The sequence below is a fragment of the Burkholderia sp. Ed8 genome (assembly GCF_040761425.1).
GTDB lineage: Bacteria > Pseudomonadota > Gammaproteobacteria > Burkholderiales > Burkholderiaceae > Burkholderia > Burkholderia seminalis.
In genome coordinates, this window is the sequence record NZ_CP142885.1 from 1764717 (window position 1) to 1784169 (window position 19453).

At 69.5% G+C, this 19453-nt stretch carries 16 protein-coding genes; 7 read left to right on the plus strand and 9 right to left on the minus strand.

Translation table 11 applies throughout. The annotated features are described in order from the left end of the window. The first annotated feature begins 85 nt into the window (after positions 1 to 85). On the plus strand, positions 86 to 1738 hold the full coding sequence (locus VXM69_RS08070; protein WP_049030310.1) for an acyl-CoA synthetase: 1653 nt from the start codon (positions 86 to 88) through the stop codon (positions 1736 to 1738). Between the two features lie 32 nt (positions 1739 to 1770). On the opposite strand, the gene VXM69_RS08075 is transcribed toward VXM69_RS08070, so the two are convergent. The 4 genes from VXM69_RS08075 to VXM69_RS08090 all read right to left on the minus strand — a co-directional run bounded on the left by VXM69_RS08075 (position 1771) and on the right by VXM69_RS08090 (position 6361). Continuing rightward, a complete protein-coding gene (locus VXM69_RS08075) occupies positions 1771 to 3753 on the minus strand; it encodes a methyl-accepting chemotaxis protein (protein WP_034191475.1) in 1983 nt (660 codons plus the stop codon). A gap of 161 nt (positions 3754 to 3914) precedes the next feature. Then, the gene (locus VXM69_RS08080; protein ID WP_049031149.1) at positions 3915 to 4346 is read right to left on the minus strand and encodes a YqaA family protein; all 432 of its coding nucleotides are present in this window, start codon (positions 4344 to 4346) and stop codon (positions 3915 to 3917) included. Positions 4347 to 4407: 61 nt separating this feature from the next. Further along, entirely contained in the window at positions 4408 to 5583 is a 1176-nt protein-coding gene (gene kch / locus VXM69_RS08085) for a voltage-gated potassium channel protein (protein ID WP_367188383.1), read from the minus strand. A 121-nt stretch (positions 5584 to 5704) separates the two neighbouring features. Beyond that, positions 5705 to 6361, minus strand: a complete 657-nt coding sequence (locus VXM69_RS08090; RefSeq protein ID WP_367188384.1) for a LysE family translocator — start codon at positions 6359 to 6361, stop codon at positions 5705 to 5707. 285 nt (positions 6362 to 6646) lie between these two features. Here VXM69_RS08090 and VXM69_RS08095 point away from each other — a divergent pair, with 285 nt between their 5' ends. Beyond that, positions 6647 to 7129, plus strand: a complete 483-nt coding sequence (locus tag VXM69_RS08095) for an Lrp/AsnC family transcriptional regulator (RefSeq protein WP_034191471.1) — start codon at positions 6647 to 6649, stop codon at positions 7127 to 7129. Between the two features lie 324 nt (positions 7130 to 7453). Here the strand turns inward: VXM69_RS08095 and VXM69_RS08100 are convergent, their stop codons facing one another. Both VXM69_RS08100 and VXM69_RS08105 read right to left on the minus strand, forming a co-directional pair. Beyond that, the gene (locus tag VXM69_RS08100; protein ID WP_167361898.1) at positions 7454 to 7597 is read right to left on the minus strand and encodes a hypothetical protein; all 144 of its coding nucleotides are present in this window, start codon (positions 7595 to 7597) and stop codon (positions 7454 to 7456) included. Between the two features lie 232 nt (positions 7598 to 7829). After that, positions 7830 to 9488: an IclR family transcriptional regulator gene (locus VXM69_RS08105; protein ID WP_367188385.1), complete on the minus strand. Its 1659-nt coding sequence runs from the start codon at positions 9486 to 9488 to the stop codon at positions 7830 to 7832. Between the two features lie 176 nt (positions 9489 to 9664). On the opposite strand from VXM69_RS08105, the gene VXM69_RS08110 reads away from it, so the two are divergent. From VXM69_RS08110 to VXM69_RS08120, 3 genes are all read left to right on the plus strand, one after another. Further along, the gene (locus VXM69_RS08110) at positions 9665 to 10624 is read left to right on the plus strand and encodes an MBL fold metallo-hydrolase (protein WP_006482658.1); all 960 of its coding nucleotides are present in this window, start codon (positions 9665 to 9667) and stop codon (positions 10622 to 10624) included. A gap of 179 nt (positions 10625 to 10803) precedes the next feature. Further along, a complete protein-coding gene (locus VXM69_RS08115) occupies positions 10804 to 12150 on the plus strand; it encodes an MFS transporter (protein ID WP_367188386.1) in 1347 nt (448 codons plus the stop codon). Positions 12151 to 12236: 86 nt separating this feature from the next. Further along, positions 12237 to 13613 carry an MFS transporter gene (locus VXM69_RS08120; protein WP_367188387.1) on the plus strand — a complete coding sequence of 459 codons (1377 nt, stop codon included), beginning with the start codon at positions 12237 to 12239 and terminating at the stop codon, positions 13611 to 13613. Positions 13614 to 13667: 54 nt separating this feature from the next. Here VXM69_RS08120 and VXM69_RS08125 read toward each other — a convergent pair whose 3' ends face one another. Both VXM69_RS08125 and VXM69_RS08130 read right to left on the minus strand, forming a co-directional pair. After that, positions 13668 to 15452, minus strand: coding sequence for a diguanylate cyclase (locus tag VXM69_RS08125; RefSeq protein ID WP_367188388.1), 1785 nt, complete (start codon positions 15450 to 15452; stop codon positions 13668 to 13670). 334 nt (positions 15453 to 15786) lie between these two features. Continuing rightward, on the minus strand, positions 15787 to 16581 hold the full coding sequence (locus VXM69_RS08130) for an SDR family oxidoreductase (RefSeq protein ID WP_034191466.1): 795 nt from the start codon (positions 16579 to 16581) through the stop codon (positions 15787 to 15789). 136 nt (positions 16582 to 16717) lie between these two features. Between VXM69_RS08130 and VXM69_RS08135 the strand changes: the two genes are divergently transcribed. Together VXM69_RS08135 and VXM69_RS08140 are read left to right on the plus strand one after the other, a co-directional pair. Beyond that, positions 16718 to 17677, plus strand: coding sequence for a GlxA family transcriptional regulator (locus VXM69_RS08135; protein ID WP_124608373.1), 960 nt, complete (start codon positions 16718 to 16720; stop codon positions 17675 to 17677). 65 nt (positions 17678 to 17742) lie between these two features. Further along, positions 17743 to 18891 carry an epoxide hydrolase family protein gene (locus VXM69_RS08140; RefSeq protein ID WP_367188389.1) on the plus strand — a complete coding sequence of 383 codons (1149 nt, stop codon included), beginning with the start codon at positions 17743 to 17745 and terminating at the stop codon, positions 18889 to 18891. Positions 18892 to 18912: 21 nt separating this feature from the next. Here the strand turns inward: VXM69_RS08140 and VXM69_RS08145 are convergent, their stop codons facing one another. After that, positions 18913 to 19404, minus strand: a complete 492-nt coding sequence (locus VXM69_RS08145; RefSeq protein ID WP_034191463.1) for a 2,4'-dihydroxyacetophenone dioxygenase family protein — start codon at positions 19402 to 19404, stop codon at positions 18913 to 18915. Positions 19405 to 19453: the final 49 nt, after the last annotated feature.

The following is a 19453-nucleotide window of genomic DNA, read 5'->3' on the forward strand; positions in this document are numbered from 1 at the left end:
GCCCGTTAGGCTGTCGGCAATTGAACCACATCAAAACGATCCGGGGTGCATGCACGCCGGTCGGCAGAATACGGGAGACAGGATCATGACGCAGATGTTCGAGGCCGGACTCGGCCGCCGCGACGCCAATTACGTGCCGCTCACCCCGATCGACTTCCTGGTCCGGACGGCCGAAGTCTACGGCGAGCGCGTGGCGATCGTGCACGGCGACGTGCGGCGCACGTGGGGCGAGACCTACACGCGTGCGAAGCAACTGGCGAGCGCGCTTGCGCGGGCCGGCGTCGAGCGCGGCGACACGGTCGCGGCGATGCTGCCGAACATCCCGGCGATGGTCGAGGCGCACTTCGGCGTGCCGATGGCCGGCGCGGTGCTCAACACGATCAACACGCGCCTCGACGTGCCGTCGGTGCTGTTCATGCTTCGTCACGGCGAGGCGAAGGTGCTGATCGTCGACACCGAGTACGCGGAGTTCGCGCATCGCGCGGCGCTCGAGGTGCCGGGCCTGAAGATCGTCAGCGTGGCCGACGCGATGCCGGCCGATCCCGAGCGGTTCGCGGGCGCGACCGACTACGAGGCGTTCGTGGCCGGCGGCGATGCCGACTACGCGTGGACGCCGCCCGCCGACGAGTGGGACGCGATCGCGCTGAACTACACGTCCGGCACGACCGGCGACCCGAAGGGCGTCGTCTACCATCACCGCGGCGCGTATCTCGCGGCGGTCAGCAACCTCCTCGAATGGGACATGCCGAAGCACGCGGTGTATCTGTGGACGCTGCCGATGTTCCACTGCAACGGCTGGTGCTTCCCGTGGGCGGTCGCCGCGCGCGCGGGCGTGAACGTGTGCCTGCGCAGGTTCGACGCGAAGACCGTGTTCGACCTGATCCGCCGCGAGCGCGTCACGCATTACTGCGGCGCGCCGATCGTGCAGAGCGCGATCGCGAACGCGCCGGCGGAATTCCGCGCCGGAATCGACCACACGGTGCACGCGATGGTCGCGGGTGCGGCGCCCGCGCCGGCCGTGATCGCGAAGATGAAGGAGATCGGCTTCGACCTGCTGCACGTGTACGGGCTGACCGAGGTCTACGGCCCGGCGACCGTCTGCGCGAAGCAGGCGCACTGGGACGAACTGCCCGACGAGGACCGCGCCCGGCTCAATGCGCGCCAGGGCGTGCGCTACCACCTCGAGGCGGGCGCGACGGTGCTCGATCCCGACACGATGACGCCGGTGCCGGCCGACGGCGAGACGCTCGGCGAGATCATGTTCCGCGGCAACATCTGCATGAAGGGCTACCTGAAGAACCCGAAGGCGACCGACGAGGCGTTCCACGGCGGCTGGTTCCATACGGGCGATCTCGCGGTGCTGATGCCGGACGGCTATATCCGGATCAAGGATCGCAAGAAGGACATCATCATCTCGGGCGGCGAGAACATCTCGAGCATCGAGGTCGAGGACGCGCTGTACCGCCATCCGGCCGTCGCCGTCGCGGCGGTCGTCGCGATGCCCGACCCGAAATGGGGCGAGGTGCCGTGCGCGTTCGTCGAGCTGCGCGAAGGCGCGAGCGCCACCGAGGCGGAGATCGTCGCGCATTGCCGGCAACTGCTGGCGGGCTTCAAGGTGCCGAAGGCCGTGCGCTTCGGCGAGCTGCCGAAGACGTCGACCGGCAAGATCCAGAAGTTCCAGCTGCGCAACGCGGTCGGCTCGGACAAGGCGATCGACCTGGCGGGCGACAAGAAGTAGGCGCGGCGCCGGGCCCGATCATCCGGCGTCCGTCACGCGTCGCGTTCGAGCCGGAACACGCTGACCGCGTCCGACAGCTGCGCGGCCTGGTCGCGCAGCGCGACGGCCGCGCGCTCGGCGTCCGAGATCAGCATCGCGTTCTGCTGCGTCGCGTCGCCGATCTGCGTGACGGCGAGGTTGACCTGCTCGATGCCGGTCGATTGCTCGCGCGACGCGGCGCTGATCTCGCCGATCAGCGTGCGGACCTGGTCGACCCGCGCGACGATCTCGCGCATCGTGCCGCGCGCGGCGTCCGCGATCCGGTAACCCTGTTCGACCGTCGTCGACGATTCGGCGCTCAGCGCGTCGATCTCCTTGACGGCGGCCGCGCTGCGCTGCGCAAGCGCGCGCACCTCGGCCGCGACCACCGCGAACCCCTTGCCGTGCTCGCCCGCACGGGCGGCCTCGACGGCCGCGTTCAGCGCGAGGATGTTGGTCTGGAACGCGATGCCTTCGATCGTACCGGTGATCTCGGCGATCCGGCGCGTCGCGCGGCCGATGTCGTCCATCGTCGCGGCCACGCGCTGCACCGCGGCGTCGCCGTTCGTCGCGGCGGCCGACGCGTCCGCGACCAGCATGTTGGCTTGCGCCGCATGCTCGGCGCTCTGCTGCACGGCGGCGGTGATCTGTTCCATGCTGGCGGCCGTCTGTTCGACGCTGCTCGCCTGCGTCGCGATCCGCGCGGCGATGTCGCCGCTGCCGGCCGCGATGCCGACCGTGCCGTGCGCGATGTCGGCCGAGCTGTTGCGTACCTGCGCGACGATCCGCGCGAGGCCGTCGCCGATGCCGTCGACCGCCTGCACGAGCCGGCCGATCTCGTCGTTGCCGGCGCTGCCGCGCGCGTGCGCGCCGTCGCGGATGCGCACGCTGAGATCGCCCGCCGCGTAGCGCTCGGAGGCGCGGGCGGCGGCTTCCAGCGGCCGGCTCACGACACGCCGCACGACGATCACGAACAGCGTCGCGAACGCCGCGACGAGCACCGCGCCGATCATCAGGAAGCGGTTGCGGGTGGCGCGCATGGCGGCGAGCAGTTCGTCGTCGAGCGCGATGCCGCCGACGAGCCACTGCCACTGCGGAATCGTCGTGAACGACACGAATTTCGCGGTCGGGCCGCTGTCGTGCGCGGCCGGGTCGGTCGACGTGTACGCGAGCCGCCCCTGGCCGGCCGCGAGCATCCGCGCATACGGCGCACGCGTGTCGTCGGCGGGTTGGCCGGCCGCATCGGGATGCACGACGAAGGTGCCGCGCGACGGGCCCTGCGACGCATCGAGCACGAAGTAGTAGCCGTTGTCGCCGATCTTCAGCGAGCGGATGCCGTCTTCGACGAGCTTGAGTTCGTTGCCGATGTCGAGGCCGACGAACAGCGCGCCGATCACGCGGCCGCTCGCGTCGGTCACCGGCTTGTACTGCGTGATGTACGGCCGGCCGAACAGCCTCGCGAGGCCGGTATAGCTGCGCCCGGCGACCAGCGGCGCATACGCGGGCCCGGCGCGGTCGAGCCGGGTGCCGACGGCGCGCGCGCCGTCCTGCTTCTTCAGCGACGTCGTGATGCGCACGAAATCGTCGCCGTCGCGCGCGAAGATCGTCGCGATCGCGCCGCTTTTCTTCAGGAACTGGTCGGGAATCGCGTAGTCGAGGTCGAGCGGCTGGCCGCCCGCGAGGAGGGTCGGCGCGGCGACGCCGCCGATGTCGACCGTGCGGGCCGCGTCGAGCGAGAAATCGGCCGGCAGGAAGCTCGCGAACAGCGTCATCGAGCGGTTCGCTTCGGCGGTCAGGGCCTTGTCGAACAGGTCGACCATCGCGCGGATCGACTGCTCCTTGTCGGCGATCCGCAGATGGGCTTCTTCAGCGAGCTGCTGGCCGGCGAAATGGGCGAGCGTCCACGCGAACACGGTAAACAGCAGGGCGACGAGCACGCACGCCAGCGCGGCCAGACGCGCGCCGACGCTCACCCGGCCCAATGGGGTCGATCTCATGAAACATCCTGAGTGGGGAGAGTGAGAGGGGCGGAACGCACGCGTCACCGCAGTCCGTAAGGAAAACGGCAGATTCGGCGAAATCTTTAGCGGGACGAAGCCGGCGGCGCCGCGAACGGGCGTTGCCGGAGGTCGGTGGCGCGCGTCGGCCGGTCAGCGGGTCAGTGCGTCACGAGCCACGCGACGGCCAGGTAGCGGCCGACTTTCGCGATCGTCACGATGACGAGAAAGGTCGGCAGCGGCTCGCGCAGCACGCCGGCGATCATCGTCAGCGGATCGCCGATGACCGGCGCCCAGCTGAGCAGCAGCGACCAGCGGCCGTAGCGCCCGTACCAGCGCTCGGCGCGCGCGAGCGCGGACGGCTTGACCGGAAACCAGCGGCGGTCGCGGAAGTGCTCGATGCCGCGCCCGAGCGCCCAGTTGATCGCCGAGCCGGCGACGTTGCCGATGCTCGCGACGAGCACCAGCGCCCACACGGGTTCGCGCCCGGCGAGCAGCAGGCCCGCGAGCACGGCTTCGGACTGGAGCGGGAACAGGGTCGCGGCGACCATCGACACGGCGAACAGGCCGCCGTAAGTGAGCAATTCGGACATCGCGCGATTGTACCGGCCGAATGCCGGCCGGCCCGGATCAGGCGATCACGGGCGCACGGTGCTAGGTGGCGCCGGCCGTGCCGAACAGCAGGTGCGAGATCAACGACTTGTCGACCGGTTCGTCGTTGAGCGTGCTGGCGAGCAGTTCGCCCGCGAGTTGCTGCGGCGAGAACACCATGTCGGGTTTCAGCAGGCGCAGCCGTTCGAGGTTGCGCTGCTGGTTCACGAGCGCGACCGTTCGCACCGTCGGCGCGATCTCGCGGATCGCGAGGATGACGAACGCGTTCTCGGCGTCGTCGGAGCGCAGCGCGAGCACGGCACGCGCGGTCGCCGCGCCGGCGCTTTCCAGCACCGCATGATCGGCCGCGTCGCCGACGATCAGGTCGGTCGAGGCCGCGTAGTTGTGCTCGACGCCGGCCGGCACGACGACGGTCACCGCGTAGCCGCGCTTGCGCAGCCCGTCATGTACTGCGTGCGCAACCGGCGTCGCGCCGACGATCAGGAAATGATGCTTGCGGATCACGTTCGACAGGCCTCCCTTGACGATCCGTTTCAGATTGCCGCCGATCACGGGGCCGACGACCGCGCTGATCGATGTCGCGAACACGGTGATGCCGAGCACGATCACCGAGGCGGTGAACAGCCGCGCGGTCGGCGCGTGCGGGACGATGTCGCCGTAGCCGACCGTCGACATCGACACGATCGAGAAATAGACGGCGGTGGCGAGATCGTGGACGGGCGGCGTGAATTCGTCGCCGAGGTACAGCACGCCGAAGGTCGCGTAGATCAGCAGCGACACGATGCTCAGCAACGCGAACAGGCTGCTCGCGGCGATGCTCGCGCGGTCGAAGTGCCGCCAGTAATAGAGCAGCGCGACGACCAGCACGGCCGTGTAGACGAACACCGCGTGGCTGCGATAGCCGCCGAGCATGCTGATCGCGGCGGCCGCGACCAGCAGCACGATCGACAGCACCCACGCGACGCGGGCGCGCAGCACGATGCCGATGGCCATCGCCGCGAGGCCGGCCGCGACGACGACTTGCGGCAGCACGACGAGCCCCGCGGTGTCGACGAGGTTCAGCGCATCGGCGAGCCACGCGTGATGCAGGCCGAGCCGCGCATGCTCGACGACGGGGCGCAGCACCATCAACGCATCGAGCGCGAGAAGGAGGGCGAGATACCAGTGCAGGCCGATCGGCGCGAACAGGCGCCGCAGGCGGGTAGTGACGTGCTTCATTCAGTCGCCCGGTGGCCCGGGCATGTCCAACGAACCAGCCGCTACCCTAAAGCATTCGGCGAGCGGCTGCTTTTTCGCGGGGCTCGACGGCGGCCGCGACGAAGCCGGCAGACCGGGCCGTTCAGTTCCACCCGACCATGATCGCGCCCATTCCGACGAGCAGCCCGCCCGTCACGCGGTTCATCGCGCGCATCCGCGTCGGCCGCTGCAGCGCGCGGCTCAGCCGGTGCGAGAACAGCGCCATCGACGCGACGCCGCCCGCGAACAGCAACGCGAACGTCGTCGCGAGCAGCAGGAATTGAAGGTTCAGGCTCCAGTCGGCATTCGGGCTGATGAACTGCGGAAAGAACGACGGAAAGAACAGCAGCGTTTTCGGATTCAGGCCGGAGGTCGCGACGCCGCGCCAGAACAGCGCGCGGTCGGTGTCGGTGTCCTGCCGGGCGATCGCGGCTCCGGCCGCGGCATCGGTGGACGGAGCGGATGCGTTGGCCGGCGCCCGGCTGAGCCATTGCCTGGCGCCGAGCCACACGAGATACGCGGCGCCGGCCCAGCGCAGCGCGGTCAAGGCATGCGCGCTGACATGCACCAGCGAATTCAGGCACAGCGCGGTCAGCGCGAGTTGCAGCAGCACCGCGAGCGTGCCGCCCCACACGCACGGCAGCGCGCGGCGCCAGCCGGCGCGCAGCGCCTGGTTCATCGTGAGCAGGTTGACGGGACCGGGGGCGTAGATCAGGACGACGGAAGCAGCGAGGAACGACAGATAAAGCTTGAACGACATGACGGGAGTGCAGGAACAGGGCCGCGGGCACCGGCCCTGCACGCGGTCGGATAGGCGTGCGGGCGGCGGGGAATCGCATGCCTGCGGCCCGGCACCGCAACTCGTGATTGCGGCCGTGCGTCCCGCTGCGAAGGGGTGGTCGCGGGGAGCGTGCCGGGCAGCAGGCATGGTGAAAATGTATCAAGCGGCCCGGTTAAAAGGCTTCCTGTTTTCCGGCTAAACGGGCCTGAAACCGGAATCCTGTTCAGCTAGAATGCTGATTTTAAGTAGAAGATTCTTTTCATCATGGCTACCCGCGAACGCACGCCGAGAACGCTCGACAACCAGGACCGCAAGATCCTGGGCGCATTGCAGAAAAACGCGCGCCTGTCGAACGCCGAACTCGCCGAACAGATCGGCATGTCGACCACCGCCTGCTGGAACCGCACGCGGCAACTCGAACTCGACGGCTACATCGACGGGTACGTCGCGCTGGTCAACCAGCGCATGCTCGGCTACGCGGACATCGTGATCCTCGAAGTCACGCTCGATCGCCACGAGGACGACGCGCTCGCGCGTTTCGGTTCGGAGCTGGCGGCGCTGCCGGAAGTGCTCGAGGCGTATCTGGTGTCCGGCGAGTACGACTACTGGATCAAGGTCGCGGTGGACGGCACGGCCGGCTACGAGCGCTTCCTGCGCGAAAAGCTGTACCGGATTTCGAGCATCCGCCACAGCCGCTCGATGTTCGCGCTGCGTTGCATGAAGGACGTGCCTTCGATCCAGGTGTGATGGGGTGCGGAGGGAGGCTGGCCGTCGTTGAAACGACGGCGCGTGCGGCTGCGGGCGGGGCGCGGAGAAAACCGCCAAAGGGCCGACAGGCAGGGCTCGCCGGCGGAGTCCGCAGGCGAGCGCGCAAAACGGATGAATCTTCCGGTGGCGGCGGTCCGGCGCAATCGTGCGCCGGCTATCGGCCTTGAAGCGGCCTCGAGATGACCTTCAAACGCTCGCGGCGCGGTGAGCACGGCCGGCCGGGACGAGCCCGGCCTGTTTCCACGCCGGCACCGCCATGTTCCGATGCCCGACGCAGCGGCCGCTGGCGGCCGGTCGGCCTGCTCAGCGCGGCAGGCGCGCGTGTGCTTGCGCGATGATTTCGCAGTTCTCGAGGTGGAGCGCCCACGCTTCTGCAAGCAGCTCGCTCACACGTGCGAGCCAGCCGGTGGATTGGGTGGAACGGTTGGAGACGTTGGACGTTTGCATGGTGAAGCCCCGTATAGGTGGCGAGTTAGGGATAACCCTAATCATAGCGGAGCATCACCGCCTTGTGAAATGCGATTTCGTTATATGAGAATTCCTGACACTTTATGTTGCTGCCGCGCAACATGCATGTCTGACCGCGTTTGCGTCGCGGACAGGCGTGCCGAGGCCGTCCCGGCCAGGCTTCGCGGGAAGCGGGACAGGGGAAGTCGAGCGTAGGGGAAACGGGGCGCGATTACCGGCCGATCCACCCGAACCGCCAGGACAGTCGCCGCGTCGCGGCGAGCAGCGCCTGTGCGAGGTCGCTGTCCGGCCCGCGCGGGAAGCCGCGCGACGAGCCGATGATCGCGATCACGAGCCGGATGCTGCCGGTGTGATCGAACACGGGCGCGGCGACCGTGCCGATGCCCGGCACCGGCGCGTCGAATGCGAAATCGAGTTCGTCCGCGCGAATCGCCGCGAGCCGCGCACGGAATGCGGCGTCGTCCGGCGCGGTGCGGCTGCCCGCGAGGCGCACGGGCTCGTTGGCGAGCAGGTCGGCCAGCACGTCCTCGGACATGCCGGACGCGAAGAGCCGGCCGATCGCCGTATTGACGAGCGACATCACGGTGCCGACCTGCAGGCTCACGTGCTGCGGCCGTGCCGATTCCTCGAGACGGATCACGGTCGGGCCGAGCGGGCCGAGCGTCGCGGCGGCGACGCTCATGTCGGTCGCGGCGGCCAGCGCGACGATCTCGGCTTCCGCGTCGCGCGTCGGCGACACGCGCTGCATCGCGATCAGGCCGAGCGCCTGCGCGAGCGGGCCGCCGTCGAAGCAGCCGGCGTCGTCGCGGCTCAGCAGGCCGATCTTCTGCAGGCTGACGAGATGGGGGAACGCCTTCGCGGCCGGCATGCCGGCTGCCGCCGCGAGATCGCGCAACGGCAGCGCGCGGCCCGCCGACACCAGCGCGAGCAGCAGGTCGCCGGTGCTGTCGAGCGCGTTGATCCCGCGTTGCGCCTTCGCGTCGTCGGCCAGTGCCGGTGGCACGCGAGCCGGGCCCGCTGCCGGCGCGGGCAGCGGTTCGGCCTGGTTCGCCCTTTCCGCGCCGAGCGACGCGGTGGCCTGCCGCGCTGCTTCGCGCAAGGCCGTCGCAATCGGGCCGTGCCAGTCGACATCGATCGACCCGCTCGAACCGATCACCGTCAACGCAAGCTGCAGACGCCCGTGCGCGTCGAGGACGGGCACGCACATCGCGCTGACGCCGGGGCTCGGCCGGTCGATGCCGCGCTCGATGCCGCGTGCGCGGATCGCCTCGCGTTCGGCCTGCTGCACGTCCGCGTCCGGCGCCGGCTGCACGCCCTCGGCGCCCGCGAGCGTCTCGCCCGCGCCGGCCTGGCTCGCCGCCATCGCGTCGAGCTGCGCGGGTTCGCCGAATGCGCGGAACACGCGGCCGGTCGCCGTCGTGTCGAGCGACATCACCGAGCCGACGTGCAGGTTCACATGCAACGGATAACCACCGTGCTCGATGCGCACGATCGTCGGGCCGAGCGCGCCCGGCACCGACAGCGCGACGCTCAGGCCCACGGCTTCGGCGAGTCGCACCGCGTGCGGCAGCGTCGCGCGGTAGGCCGGTTGACGCTCGATCGACATCAGCCCGAGCCGCAGCGACAGCGGGCCCGGCTCGTAGTTGCCGGTGATCGCGTCGCGCTTCACGAGCGCGAGCCGCGTCAGGCTGACGAGATAGGTATGCGCCTGCGCGGTCGACAGGTCGGCCGCCGCGGCCAGTTCCGACAGCCCGAGCGGCTTGCGCCGGCGCGCGAGCGCGTCGAGCAGCCGGCCGCCGACCTCGACACTCTGGATGCCGCGCTGCGCCTTGGGCGGCGCATCGTCCGCGCTGACTTCGTGGTTCTGCACGCGATGATTCTTCCTTGACGAAACCCCGCATGGTATCCGACGCCATTTATCGCGCCAGCCCGCAGGTTTACCCGTATTAGACAATAGCAAGCGACTTTGTCATTGACAAATATTCGATGCGGGAAGATGATCCGCTCACTCCCCTCAACACATGGCTCGCAGCCACGGAACGCAACATGGCCAAAGCATTCGCCTCCCAAGCCGATCTGGAAGAGAAGAAAGTCACCTGGACGAAGCTGTCCGAGAACGCCTACGCGTACACCGCCGAAGGCGACCCGAACTCGGGCGTGATCATCGGCGACGACAGCGTGCTGATCGTCGACACGACCGCGACGCCCGCGATGGCGCAGGACCTGATCGCGAAGATCCGCAGCGTGACCGACAAGCCGATCAAGCACGTGGTGCTGTCGCATTACCACGCGGTGCGCGTGCTCGGCGCGTCCGCGTATTTCGACGAAGGCGCGCAGCACGTGATCGCGAGCCGCGGCACGTACGAGATGATCGTCGAGCGCGGCGAGGCCGACATGAAGTCGGAGATCGAACGCTTCCCGCGCCTGTTCGCCGGCGTCGAGACGGTGCCGGGCCTGACCTGGCCGACGCTCGTGTTCGAGCGCGAGATCACGCTGTTCCTCGGCAAGCTCGAGGTGAAGATCATGCACGTCGGCTCGGGTCACACGAAGGGCGACACGATCGTCTGGCTGCCGTCGCAGAAGGTGCTGTTCTCGGGCGACCTCGTCGAGTACGACGCCGCGTGCTACTGCGGCGATGCGCAGCTCGAACAGTGGCCGGCCACGCTCGAGGCGCTGCGCGCGCTCGGCGCCGAGAAGCTCGTGCCGGGCCGCGGCCCCGCGCTGCTGAACCCGGCGGAGGTGAACAAGGGCCTCGACTACACGAAGGATTTCGTCACGACGCTGCTCGCGCAGGGCCGCAAGGCCGTCGAGCGCAATCTCGACCTGAAGGCGGCGATGGCGCTCACGCGCGAAGCGATGGACCCGAAGTTCGGCCACGTGTTCATCTACGAACACTGCCTGCCGTTCGACGTGTCGCGCGCCTTCGACGAAGCGAGCGGCATCGCGCATCCGCGCATCTGGACCGCGCAGCGCGACAAGGACATGTGGGCCGCGCTGCAGGACTGAGCGGCACACGACGGCGAGCGCTGACGTAGGCATCGCCGTTTCCCCGACGGTTGCGGCATCCGCGGCGGCAGTGCGCCGCGGTGCCGGCAGCCGGATCCGGTCTCACAAGAAAGCAGGGCGCACGCACGCCCTCGGAGACTGCCGCGCGCGCGAATCGCGCGGCCCGTTTGGAGAGAGACATGCCCCAATCGCTTCCCGCCGGAGCGACGCTCGCGCACGCGCATGCGCCGGCTTCGGTATCCGAATTCAGCGACGCGCAACTGTTCCGCAAGATCGCGTGGCGGATCGTCCCGTTCCTGTTCCTCTGCTACGTCGTGTCGTTTCTCGACCGCATCAACATCGGCTTCGCGCAGTTGCAGATGAAGCACGATCTCGGCTTCAGCGATGCGATGTACGGCCTCGGCGCCGCGGTGTTCTACGTCGGCTACGTATTCTGCGAAGTGCCGAGCAACATGCTGCTCGCGCGCTTCGGCGCGCGCCGCACGTTCATGCGGATCATGCTGCTGTGGGGTCTCGCGTCGACCGGGATGATGTTCGTGTCGCAGCCGTCGCACTTCTACGTGCTGCGCTTCCTGCTCGGCGTGTTCGAAGCCGGCTTCTTCCCCGGCATCGTGCTGTACCTGACCTACTGGTTCCCGGCGAACCGGCGCGCGGCGGCGATCTCGGTGTTCTTCGCGGGCGTCGCGGTGGCCGGCGTGCTCGGCGGCCTGCTGTCGGGCTGGATCATGCGCGACATGAGCGGCGTGCTCGGGCTGCACGGCTGGCAATGGATGTTCGCGATCGAAGGCGCGCCGGCGATCCTGCTCGCGTTCGTCGCGTTCACGTTCCTGGTCGACCGGCCGCAGGACGCCGCATGGCTCACGGCCGACGACAAGGCGCGCGTCGCCGCGCTGTGCGCCGAAGGCCGCGGGCACGGCAGCGCGCACGACGGGCGCAGCGTGATGGCCGCGCTCGCGAACCCGCGCGTGTACCTGTTCGCGTTCATCTATTTTTCGCTGACCTGCGCGTCGCTGACGCTCAACTTCTGGATGCCGCTGATGATCCGCGACTTCGGCGTGACCGATGTCGTCGCGGTGAGCCTCTACACGGTCGTGCCGAACGCGGTCGGCGCGGTCGGGCTGGTGCTGATCGCGCGCCGCTCGGACCGCACCGGCGAGCGTCGCAAGCACTTCGCGTGCTGCACGATCGGCGGCGGGCTCGCGCTCGCGGCGCTGACGCTGCACCTGCACAGCTTCGCCGCGATGCTCGCGTGCCTGTCGATCGCGGCGACGCTGATCTTTGCCGCGCTGCCGATCTTCTGGGCCGTACCGACCCGCTACCTGTCGGGCAACGCGGCCGCGGCCGGGATCGCGCTGATCAGCAGCCTCGGGATCACGAGCGGCATCGTCAGCCCGTGGGTGATCGGGATGATCCGCACGCGCACCGGCAGCATGGATCTCGCCGTGTACCTGCTCGCCGCGCTGCTGGTGGCCAGCGGCGCCGCGCTGATGCTCGGCGTGAAGGGCGAAAGCGCGCCACGCGGCTGAGCACGTGACGACCGGTCGCGGCCCGCGGGCGGCGGCGGCCGGCGCTTCCTCTTCGCCCGCACCCGAATCCATCGAGGAGACGATCGATGTCAGCCCCTCTTCACGCGCACGCCGCACCGGCCGCCGCGTCCGCCGCCGGTTCGACGGATGCGGCCGACGACGATGCGCTGTACCGCCGTATCGGCCTGCGGATCGTGCCGTTCCTGTTCATCTGCTACATCGTGTCGATCCTCGATCGCAGCAACATCGGCTTCGCGCAGTTGCAGATGCGGCAGGATCTTGGCCTGACCGACGCGATGTACAGCCTCGGCGCGGTGCTGTTCTTCGTCGGCTACGTGCTGTTCGAGGTGCCGAGCAACGCGCTGCTGCGCCGCTTCGGCGCGCGCCGCACGTTCGCGCGGATCATGTGCCTGTGGGGCGCGGTGTCGGTCGCGATGATCACCGTCGACAGCGCCAGGCACTTCTACGTGCTGCGCTTCCTGCTCGGGCTGTTCGAGGCCGGGTTCTTTCCGGGCGTGGTGTTCTACCTGACGTACTGGTACCCGGCGCGGCGGCGCGCGTCGGTGCTGTCGATCTTCTACGCGGGCGTCGCGGTGGCCGGGATGGTCGGCGGGCTGCTGTCGGGCTGGCTCATGCGCGGGATGTCCGGCGTGATGGGGCTGCACGGCTGGCAATGGATGTTCGCGATCGAAGGCGCGCCCGCGATCCTGCTCGGCGTGGTCGCGTGGTTCTGGCTGTGCGACCGGCCGGAGCACGCGCGCTGGCTGTCCGACGCCGAGCGCGAGCGGCTCGCGGCGGACCTGGCCGCCGACCGCGCCCGCACGGGCGCGCCGGCGCCGCATTCGCTGCGGCAGGTGCTGGCCGAACCGCGCACGTACCTGTTCGCGTTCATCTACTTCTCGTTGACCACCGCGCTGCTGATGCTGCTGTTCTGGATGCCGCTGATGATCCGCGAATTCGGCATTCACGACGTCGTGCAGATCAGCCTGCTGTCGGTCGTGCCGAATGCGATCGGCGCGGCCGGCCTGATCGCGATCGCGCGGCGCTCGGACCGCAAGCGCGAACGGCGCCGCCACTTCGCCGCCTGTGCGTTCGGCGGCGCGGCGGCGCTCGCGCTGCTGACGCTGCACCTGCCGAGCATCGTCGCGATGATGGCGCTGCTGTCGATCGCGGCGACGCTGATCTTCGCCGCGCATCCGGTGTTCTGGGCCGTGCCGTCCGCGTATTTCTCGGGCGCCGGCGCGGCGGGCGGGATCGCGCTGATCAGCAGCATCGGCGTGTCGAGCGGGATGATCACGCCCTGGCTCGTCGGGCTGATCCGTACGCGAACCGGCAGCATGGATCCGGCGATGCTGATGATCGCGGCGCTGCTGGCCGCGTGCGCGATCGCGATGCTGCTGGGCGTGCGGCGCGGCGAGGCGGGTGTGCGGGCGGCGCCGCGCCTTGACGGCGAGGCCGCGTGACCGGGCGGCGGCGGGATGCCGTCGTCCCGTTCCCGGCGGAAGCGGGCGCCGCGGCTACGCCCGATACACCTCGATCCGGTTGCGGCCGCGTTCCTTCGCGAGATAGAGCGCCTTGTCGGCGCGCGACAGCGCCTGGTAGGCACCCAGGTCCGATTCCCGCATCGCGTCGATGCCGATGCTGACGGTCAGCACGATCTGCTCGTCCTCGTGCGTGAGCTGCGTCTGCCGCGCGCGCTGCTGCACGCGCCGCGCAAAGGCCAGCGCCGTCTCGAGGTCCGATCCCGGCAGCACGATCGCGAACTCCTCGCCGCCGACCCGGCCCACGATGCAGTCCGGCCCGGTTTCCGCGAGCAGCAGCCGCGCGAAATGCCGCAGCGCGCGGTCGCCGAGCGGGTGGCCCCAGCGGTCGTTCAGCGCCTTGAAGTGATCGAGGTCGAGCATCAGCACGGCGGCAGCGTGGCCGGTCGCGCGTACGCCGCGTAGCGCCGCTTCGCTTTGCCGCATGAACGCATGGCGATTCGACAGTTGCGTCAGATGGTCGGTCGTCGCCATCCGGTGCAATTCGGCCTCGATGTGCTTGCGGTCGGTCGCATCGGTGATGAAGCCGTGCCACACGGTGCCGCCGTCGATCGTGCGCTGCGGGCGCGCATCGCCTTCGCGCCAGCGCAGGCCCTGCCCGGGCAGCAGCACGCGATACTCGAGACGCCACGGCGTCAGGTGCACCGACGATTCCTGCAGCGACTGCCGATAGGCGGCCAGGTCGGCCGGATGGATCCGCATCTCGACCGTGTCCGCCTGGCGGGCGAGCTGCTCGGACGTCAGTTCGTAGATGTCGCGGACACCGGCGCTCGCATACGAGAAGAAGCGGCGCCCGCCGGCGGTCTGCCGCAACTGGAATACGAGCCCGGGAACCTGGTCGGTGAGGTCCGTGACGAGCGCGGCCGAGTCGAGCAGCCGCTCGGCGAGCTCGCGCAGCGCGGTGATGTCGGTGGTCGTGCCGACCATCCGCAGCGCGCGGCCGTTGCCGTCGCGCGCGATCACCTTGCCGCGGCTGCGGATCCACTTGTACGTGCCGTCCTTGCAGCGGATGCGGTGCTCGACTTCGTAGCTGTCGGTCCGGCTCTCGAAATGGGCGAGCATCGCGGCCTTCACGTCGTCGGCGTCGTCCGGGTGCAGGCGTTCGTAAGCGTCCTCGATCCGGTTGCTCAGCTCGTGCGGCGCGTAGCCGAGCATCGCCTTCCACGCCGGCGAATAATGGATCTCGCCGGTTTCCACGTTGCGATCCCACACGCCGGTGCCGCTTTCGGTCAGCGCCAGCGCCGTCAGCGTGCTGTGCTCCTCGACGCGCGCCAGCCGTTCGCGCAACGCGGTTTCCGTGAGGGCGCGGGCCAGCGCGCGCTCGGCCACGACCGCGAGGTCGAGCAGCAGCGCGCATGGCGTGCCGTCGAGCGTCAGGGGGGTGTCGTTGGCGATGCACAGCGTGCCGAGCGTCGTGCCGTCGGCAGCGGTCAGCTCACAGGCCGCGACGATGTGCGGCGCGTGCGGCGGGCCGTCGTCGCATCGCAGGTCGTGTATGACGTAGCGTCTGCCGGCGGACGGGGCGCGTTCGACGTGCGCTGGAAAACAGTCGACCGGAAGCGGGTCGGGCACGGCTCCGTCGGCCGCCAGCACGCGTTGCGTGCCGCGGCCGGCGCGCGCGACGAACGCGCCGGCCGCGCGTGCATGCGCACGCGCAATACGGCAGACGGCGACGAGTTCGGGCAGCGCCGCAAGCGCCGGCTGCTTGTCGGCGGGATCGCGTGCGGCGGCCGGCGCGTCGCCGGTCTCGGTGATGAACATACGGAACCGCCTGGTCGAATTCCGCAACGGACGATTGCCCTCGTGATCGGACGGGGTTGCGTGGGGACTGCAATCGCAGAGCTTACTGTCGCGCGGAATGCGTGGCAAGCGTGTCGGAATCGATGGGTGGCACCGGTCATTTGTGCCGTCGGAGAACGAATTCGCGAGAGCGTTCCCGCAGACGAATCGAGCGTTCCGCGCCGGCCCGTCAACCTGCCGCCGAACGCCGGGCGACCGTCGGTCGAGTCGTCGCCGGGCATCGCCGTGTTCCGTCACGTTTGCCGGCGTTCGATCCGTTGGCCGGCCCCGCTCGGCGCGGGGCCGGCGCGATCGATCAGCTCGCGTAGCGCGGTGCGGGCGTATCGGACGACAGGTGCGGCGCCATCGTGCGGCGTGCGGTCTCGTATGCGTCCCATTCGTCGCCCGCGTGCAGCGACGGGATCGTCACGAGTTCGCCGCGATCGAAGCCGACGAGTGCCGCGTCGACCATGTCGGGCGCCGTCATCACGATTTCCTTCGGCAGGTGCTCGAGCGGCAGGCCGCCCGTCTGCCAGAAATCGGTGGCCGTCGCGCCCGGCAGCACGGCCTGCACCCGTACGCCCTTGTCGGCGAGTTCGTGATGCAGCGACTGGCTGAACGCGAGCACGAACGCCTTGCTGCCGCCATACACGCCGTTCAGCGTTTCCGGCGAGATCGCGACGATCGACGAAATGTTGATCACGGCGCCGCCGCCGCGCGCGACGAAGCCGGGCACGGCCGCGTAGGTCAGGCGCGTGAGCGCCGTCACGTTCAGGTCGATCATCCGCGTCATCGCGTCGACGTCGCTGTCGAGCAGCGGCGCATGCGTGCCGATGCCCGCGTTGTTCACGAGCAGCGTGATGCTCGCGTCCTGCTTGAGCTTCGCCTCGACGGCGGCGAGCGCCGCGCGGTCGTTGAGGTCCGCGTCGACGATCTCGACGCTGCGCTGCGTGTCGTTCGTGATGCGCTCGGCGAGGGCGCTCAGCCGGTCGCGATTGCGCGCGACCAGGATCAGGTCGTAGCCGCGGCGCGCGAGGCGGTCCGCGTAGACGGCGCCGATGCCCGACGAGGCGCCGGTAATGAGGGCGGTACCGCGATGTGCTTGCGTCATGATGTGCTCCGTTTCGGTGGGAATGGCCGGATGGCGTGAAGCCATTCTGGCGCCGAAGTGCGGCGACACAAATGACGTAGATGGGTATGATTCAGGACATCGGGCCGATGACCGCGCCCGGGACCGGAGAATCCTCATGCACCGAATCGGCTTTCTGATCAGCGACGGCTTCCAGATCATGGCGCTCGCCGCGCAGTCGGTGTTCGAGTACGCGAACATGGGCACGCGCGAGCCGTTCTACGTGATGGACAGCTATTCGGTCGACGGCGGCGACGTGCGCTCGTCGCTCGGGCTGACGGTCGCGACGCGCGCGCTGCGCGGGCGGATCGACGTCGATACGTGGATCGTCGCGGGCGTCAACGATCCGCTCGTCTCGCCGGCGCCGGCCGGCGTCGTCACCTACCTGAGGCGCGCGAATGCGCGCGCGCGGCGGATCGCCGGCATCTGCACGGGCGCGTTCGTGCTGGCCGAGGCCGGGCTGCTCGCGCAGCGCCGCGCGACCACGCACTGGGCGTTCGGCCGCGACATGCAGCGGCACTACCCGGAGATTCGCGTCGAGGAAGACCGGATCTACATCGTCGACGGGCCGATCTGGACCTCGGCCGGGATGACGGCCGGGCTGGACCTCGCGCTCGCGATGGTGGAAAAGGACCTGGGCGCCGACGCCGCGCGCTCGGTCGCGCACAAGCTCGTGATGCACCAGCGCCGCGGCGGCGGCCAGTCGCAGCATTCCGAAATGCTCGATCTCGCGCCGAAATCCGACCGGATCCAGAACGCGCTGAACTATGCGCGGCGCAACCTCGGCCGCGCGCTGACCGTCGAGGAACTCGCCGAAGCCGTCCACCTGAGCCCGCGCCAGTTCAGCCGGGTGTTCACGCTCGAAACGGGGCAGTCGCCGGCGAAGGCGATCGAACGGCTGCGGCTCGAATCCGCGCGGCTGATGATCGAGCAGAGCCGCCATCCGCTCGACGTGATCGCGAAGGAGAACGGCTTTCGCGACCGCCGGCACATGCGCGAGGCGTTCGTGCGCGGGTTCGGCGTGCCGCCGCAGGCGATGCGGCGCGACGCGCGGCTGGACGAACGGGAAACGGGCTGACGCGGGCGCCAGCGCGGCCCGGGAAAAGCGCGCAAAATCTCCGGCACCCTTCGTGAGGAGACACCGTGCCCGCCGAGCCGTTCCACATTGCGATACCCGACCATGCGCTGGACGACCTGCGCCGGCGGCTGCGCGACAGCCGCCCGCCGCTGCTGACACCCGCCGAGCCTTGGCAGCAGGGCGTCGACGGCGCGTGGCTGCGCGAACTGGTTGCATACTGGGCCGAAGGCTTCGACTGGCGTGCGGTGGAGCGTGCGCTGAACCGGTTGCCGCAGTTCGTTGCCGACGTAAGCGGGCAGCGCGTGCATTTCATTTACCGGCGCGGGGCGGGACCGAAACCTTATCCGCTCGTCATCACGCACGGCTGGCCGGGCTCCGTGTTCGAATTCGACGCGCTGATCGACCGCCTGTGCGACCCGGCGGCCTTCGGCGGCGATCCCGACGATGCGTTCGACGTCGTCGTGCCGTCGTTGCCCGGCTTCCTGTTTTCACCCGCGCCCGGGGCGCCGGGCATGGCGGCATTCCAGGTCGCCGACCGCTGGGCGGCGTTGATGTCCGGTCTCGGTTATCGGCGCTTCGGTGCGCAGGGCGGCGATCTCGGCGCGGGCGTGTCGATCGCGCTCGGCGCGCGACATGCCGACCGGGTGGACGGCATCCATCTGAACTACCTGCCCGGCAGTTACGAGCCGCCGGCCGACGCGGCGTTGCCGTTGACCGGAGACGAGCAGGCCTTCCTGACGCAGCGCGGCGAGTGGGCCGCGCTGGAAGGCGGATACGCCCATATGCACATGACCAAGCCGCAGACGCTGGCCGTCGCGCTCAACGATTCGCCGGCCGGGCTGGCCGCATGGATCGCCGAGAAATTCCGCGCGTGGAGCGATTGCGACGGCGACGTCGCGCGGCGGTTTTCGCACGATACGCTGCTGACCGGCATCTCGCTCTACTGGTTCACCGGCTGCATCGGCTCGTCGATGCAGATGTATTGGGAAAACCGGCTGCAGCCCATGCGCTTCGCGGCCGGGCAACGCGTGGCGGTGCCCGTCGCGTATGCGCGTTTCCCGAAGGAAATCGGCCGGCCGCCGCGCAGCTGGCTCGAACGCGTATTCGACGTCGTGCAGTGGACCGACATGCCGAGCGGCGGCCATTTTGCCGCGATGGAGGAGCCGGATCTGCTGGCCGACGACGTGCGGCGATTCTTCCGGCGGTTTCGGTAATGCGCGGCCGGGCTGTCTGGCTTACCGCGTGACGAACGGCGCGGCGTCGTCCGGTGCGGTGCGCGCATGCTTGCGCTGGCGCAGCAGCGCGACGCGGCAATTCTCGCGCGCGGTCTCGCGGCCGTCGTCGTCGAGCAGCACGAGGTCGCCGCGCATCACGTTCAGCGTGATCACGTCCTCGCCCGGCGCGCCGAGCGTTTCCGGCGTATGCACCGAGCCGGCCGGTTCGAGCACGGTCGAGCCGGCGTGCGCGACCCAGTCGTACTCCCGGTAGCGCCACGCACCCTGCAGCGTATGGACGAACACCTCGCCGTCGTGACGGTGGCGCGGCAGCGTGCCGCCGGCCGGCATCTTCAGCAGCGCGGTGAGCGTGTCCTCGGCCGCATTGATGTGCAGGTACTTGATCGCGAGCCCCGGCAGGTCGGCGCTCATCGGCAGCCACGGCAGCGCGTCGCCGGGCAGGCACGAGATCGGCGGCAGGTCGGTGGAGGGCGGGGCGGGCGGCTGCGTCATGGCGGGAGGCGGAGCGGAAATGGGGAGTCAGCATTATCGCAGAGCCGCT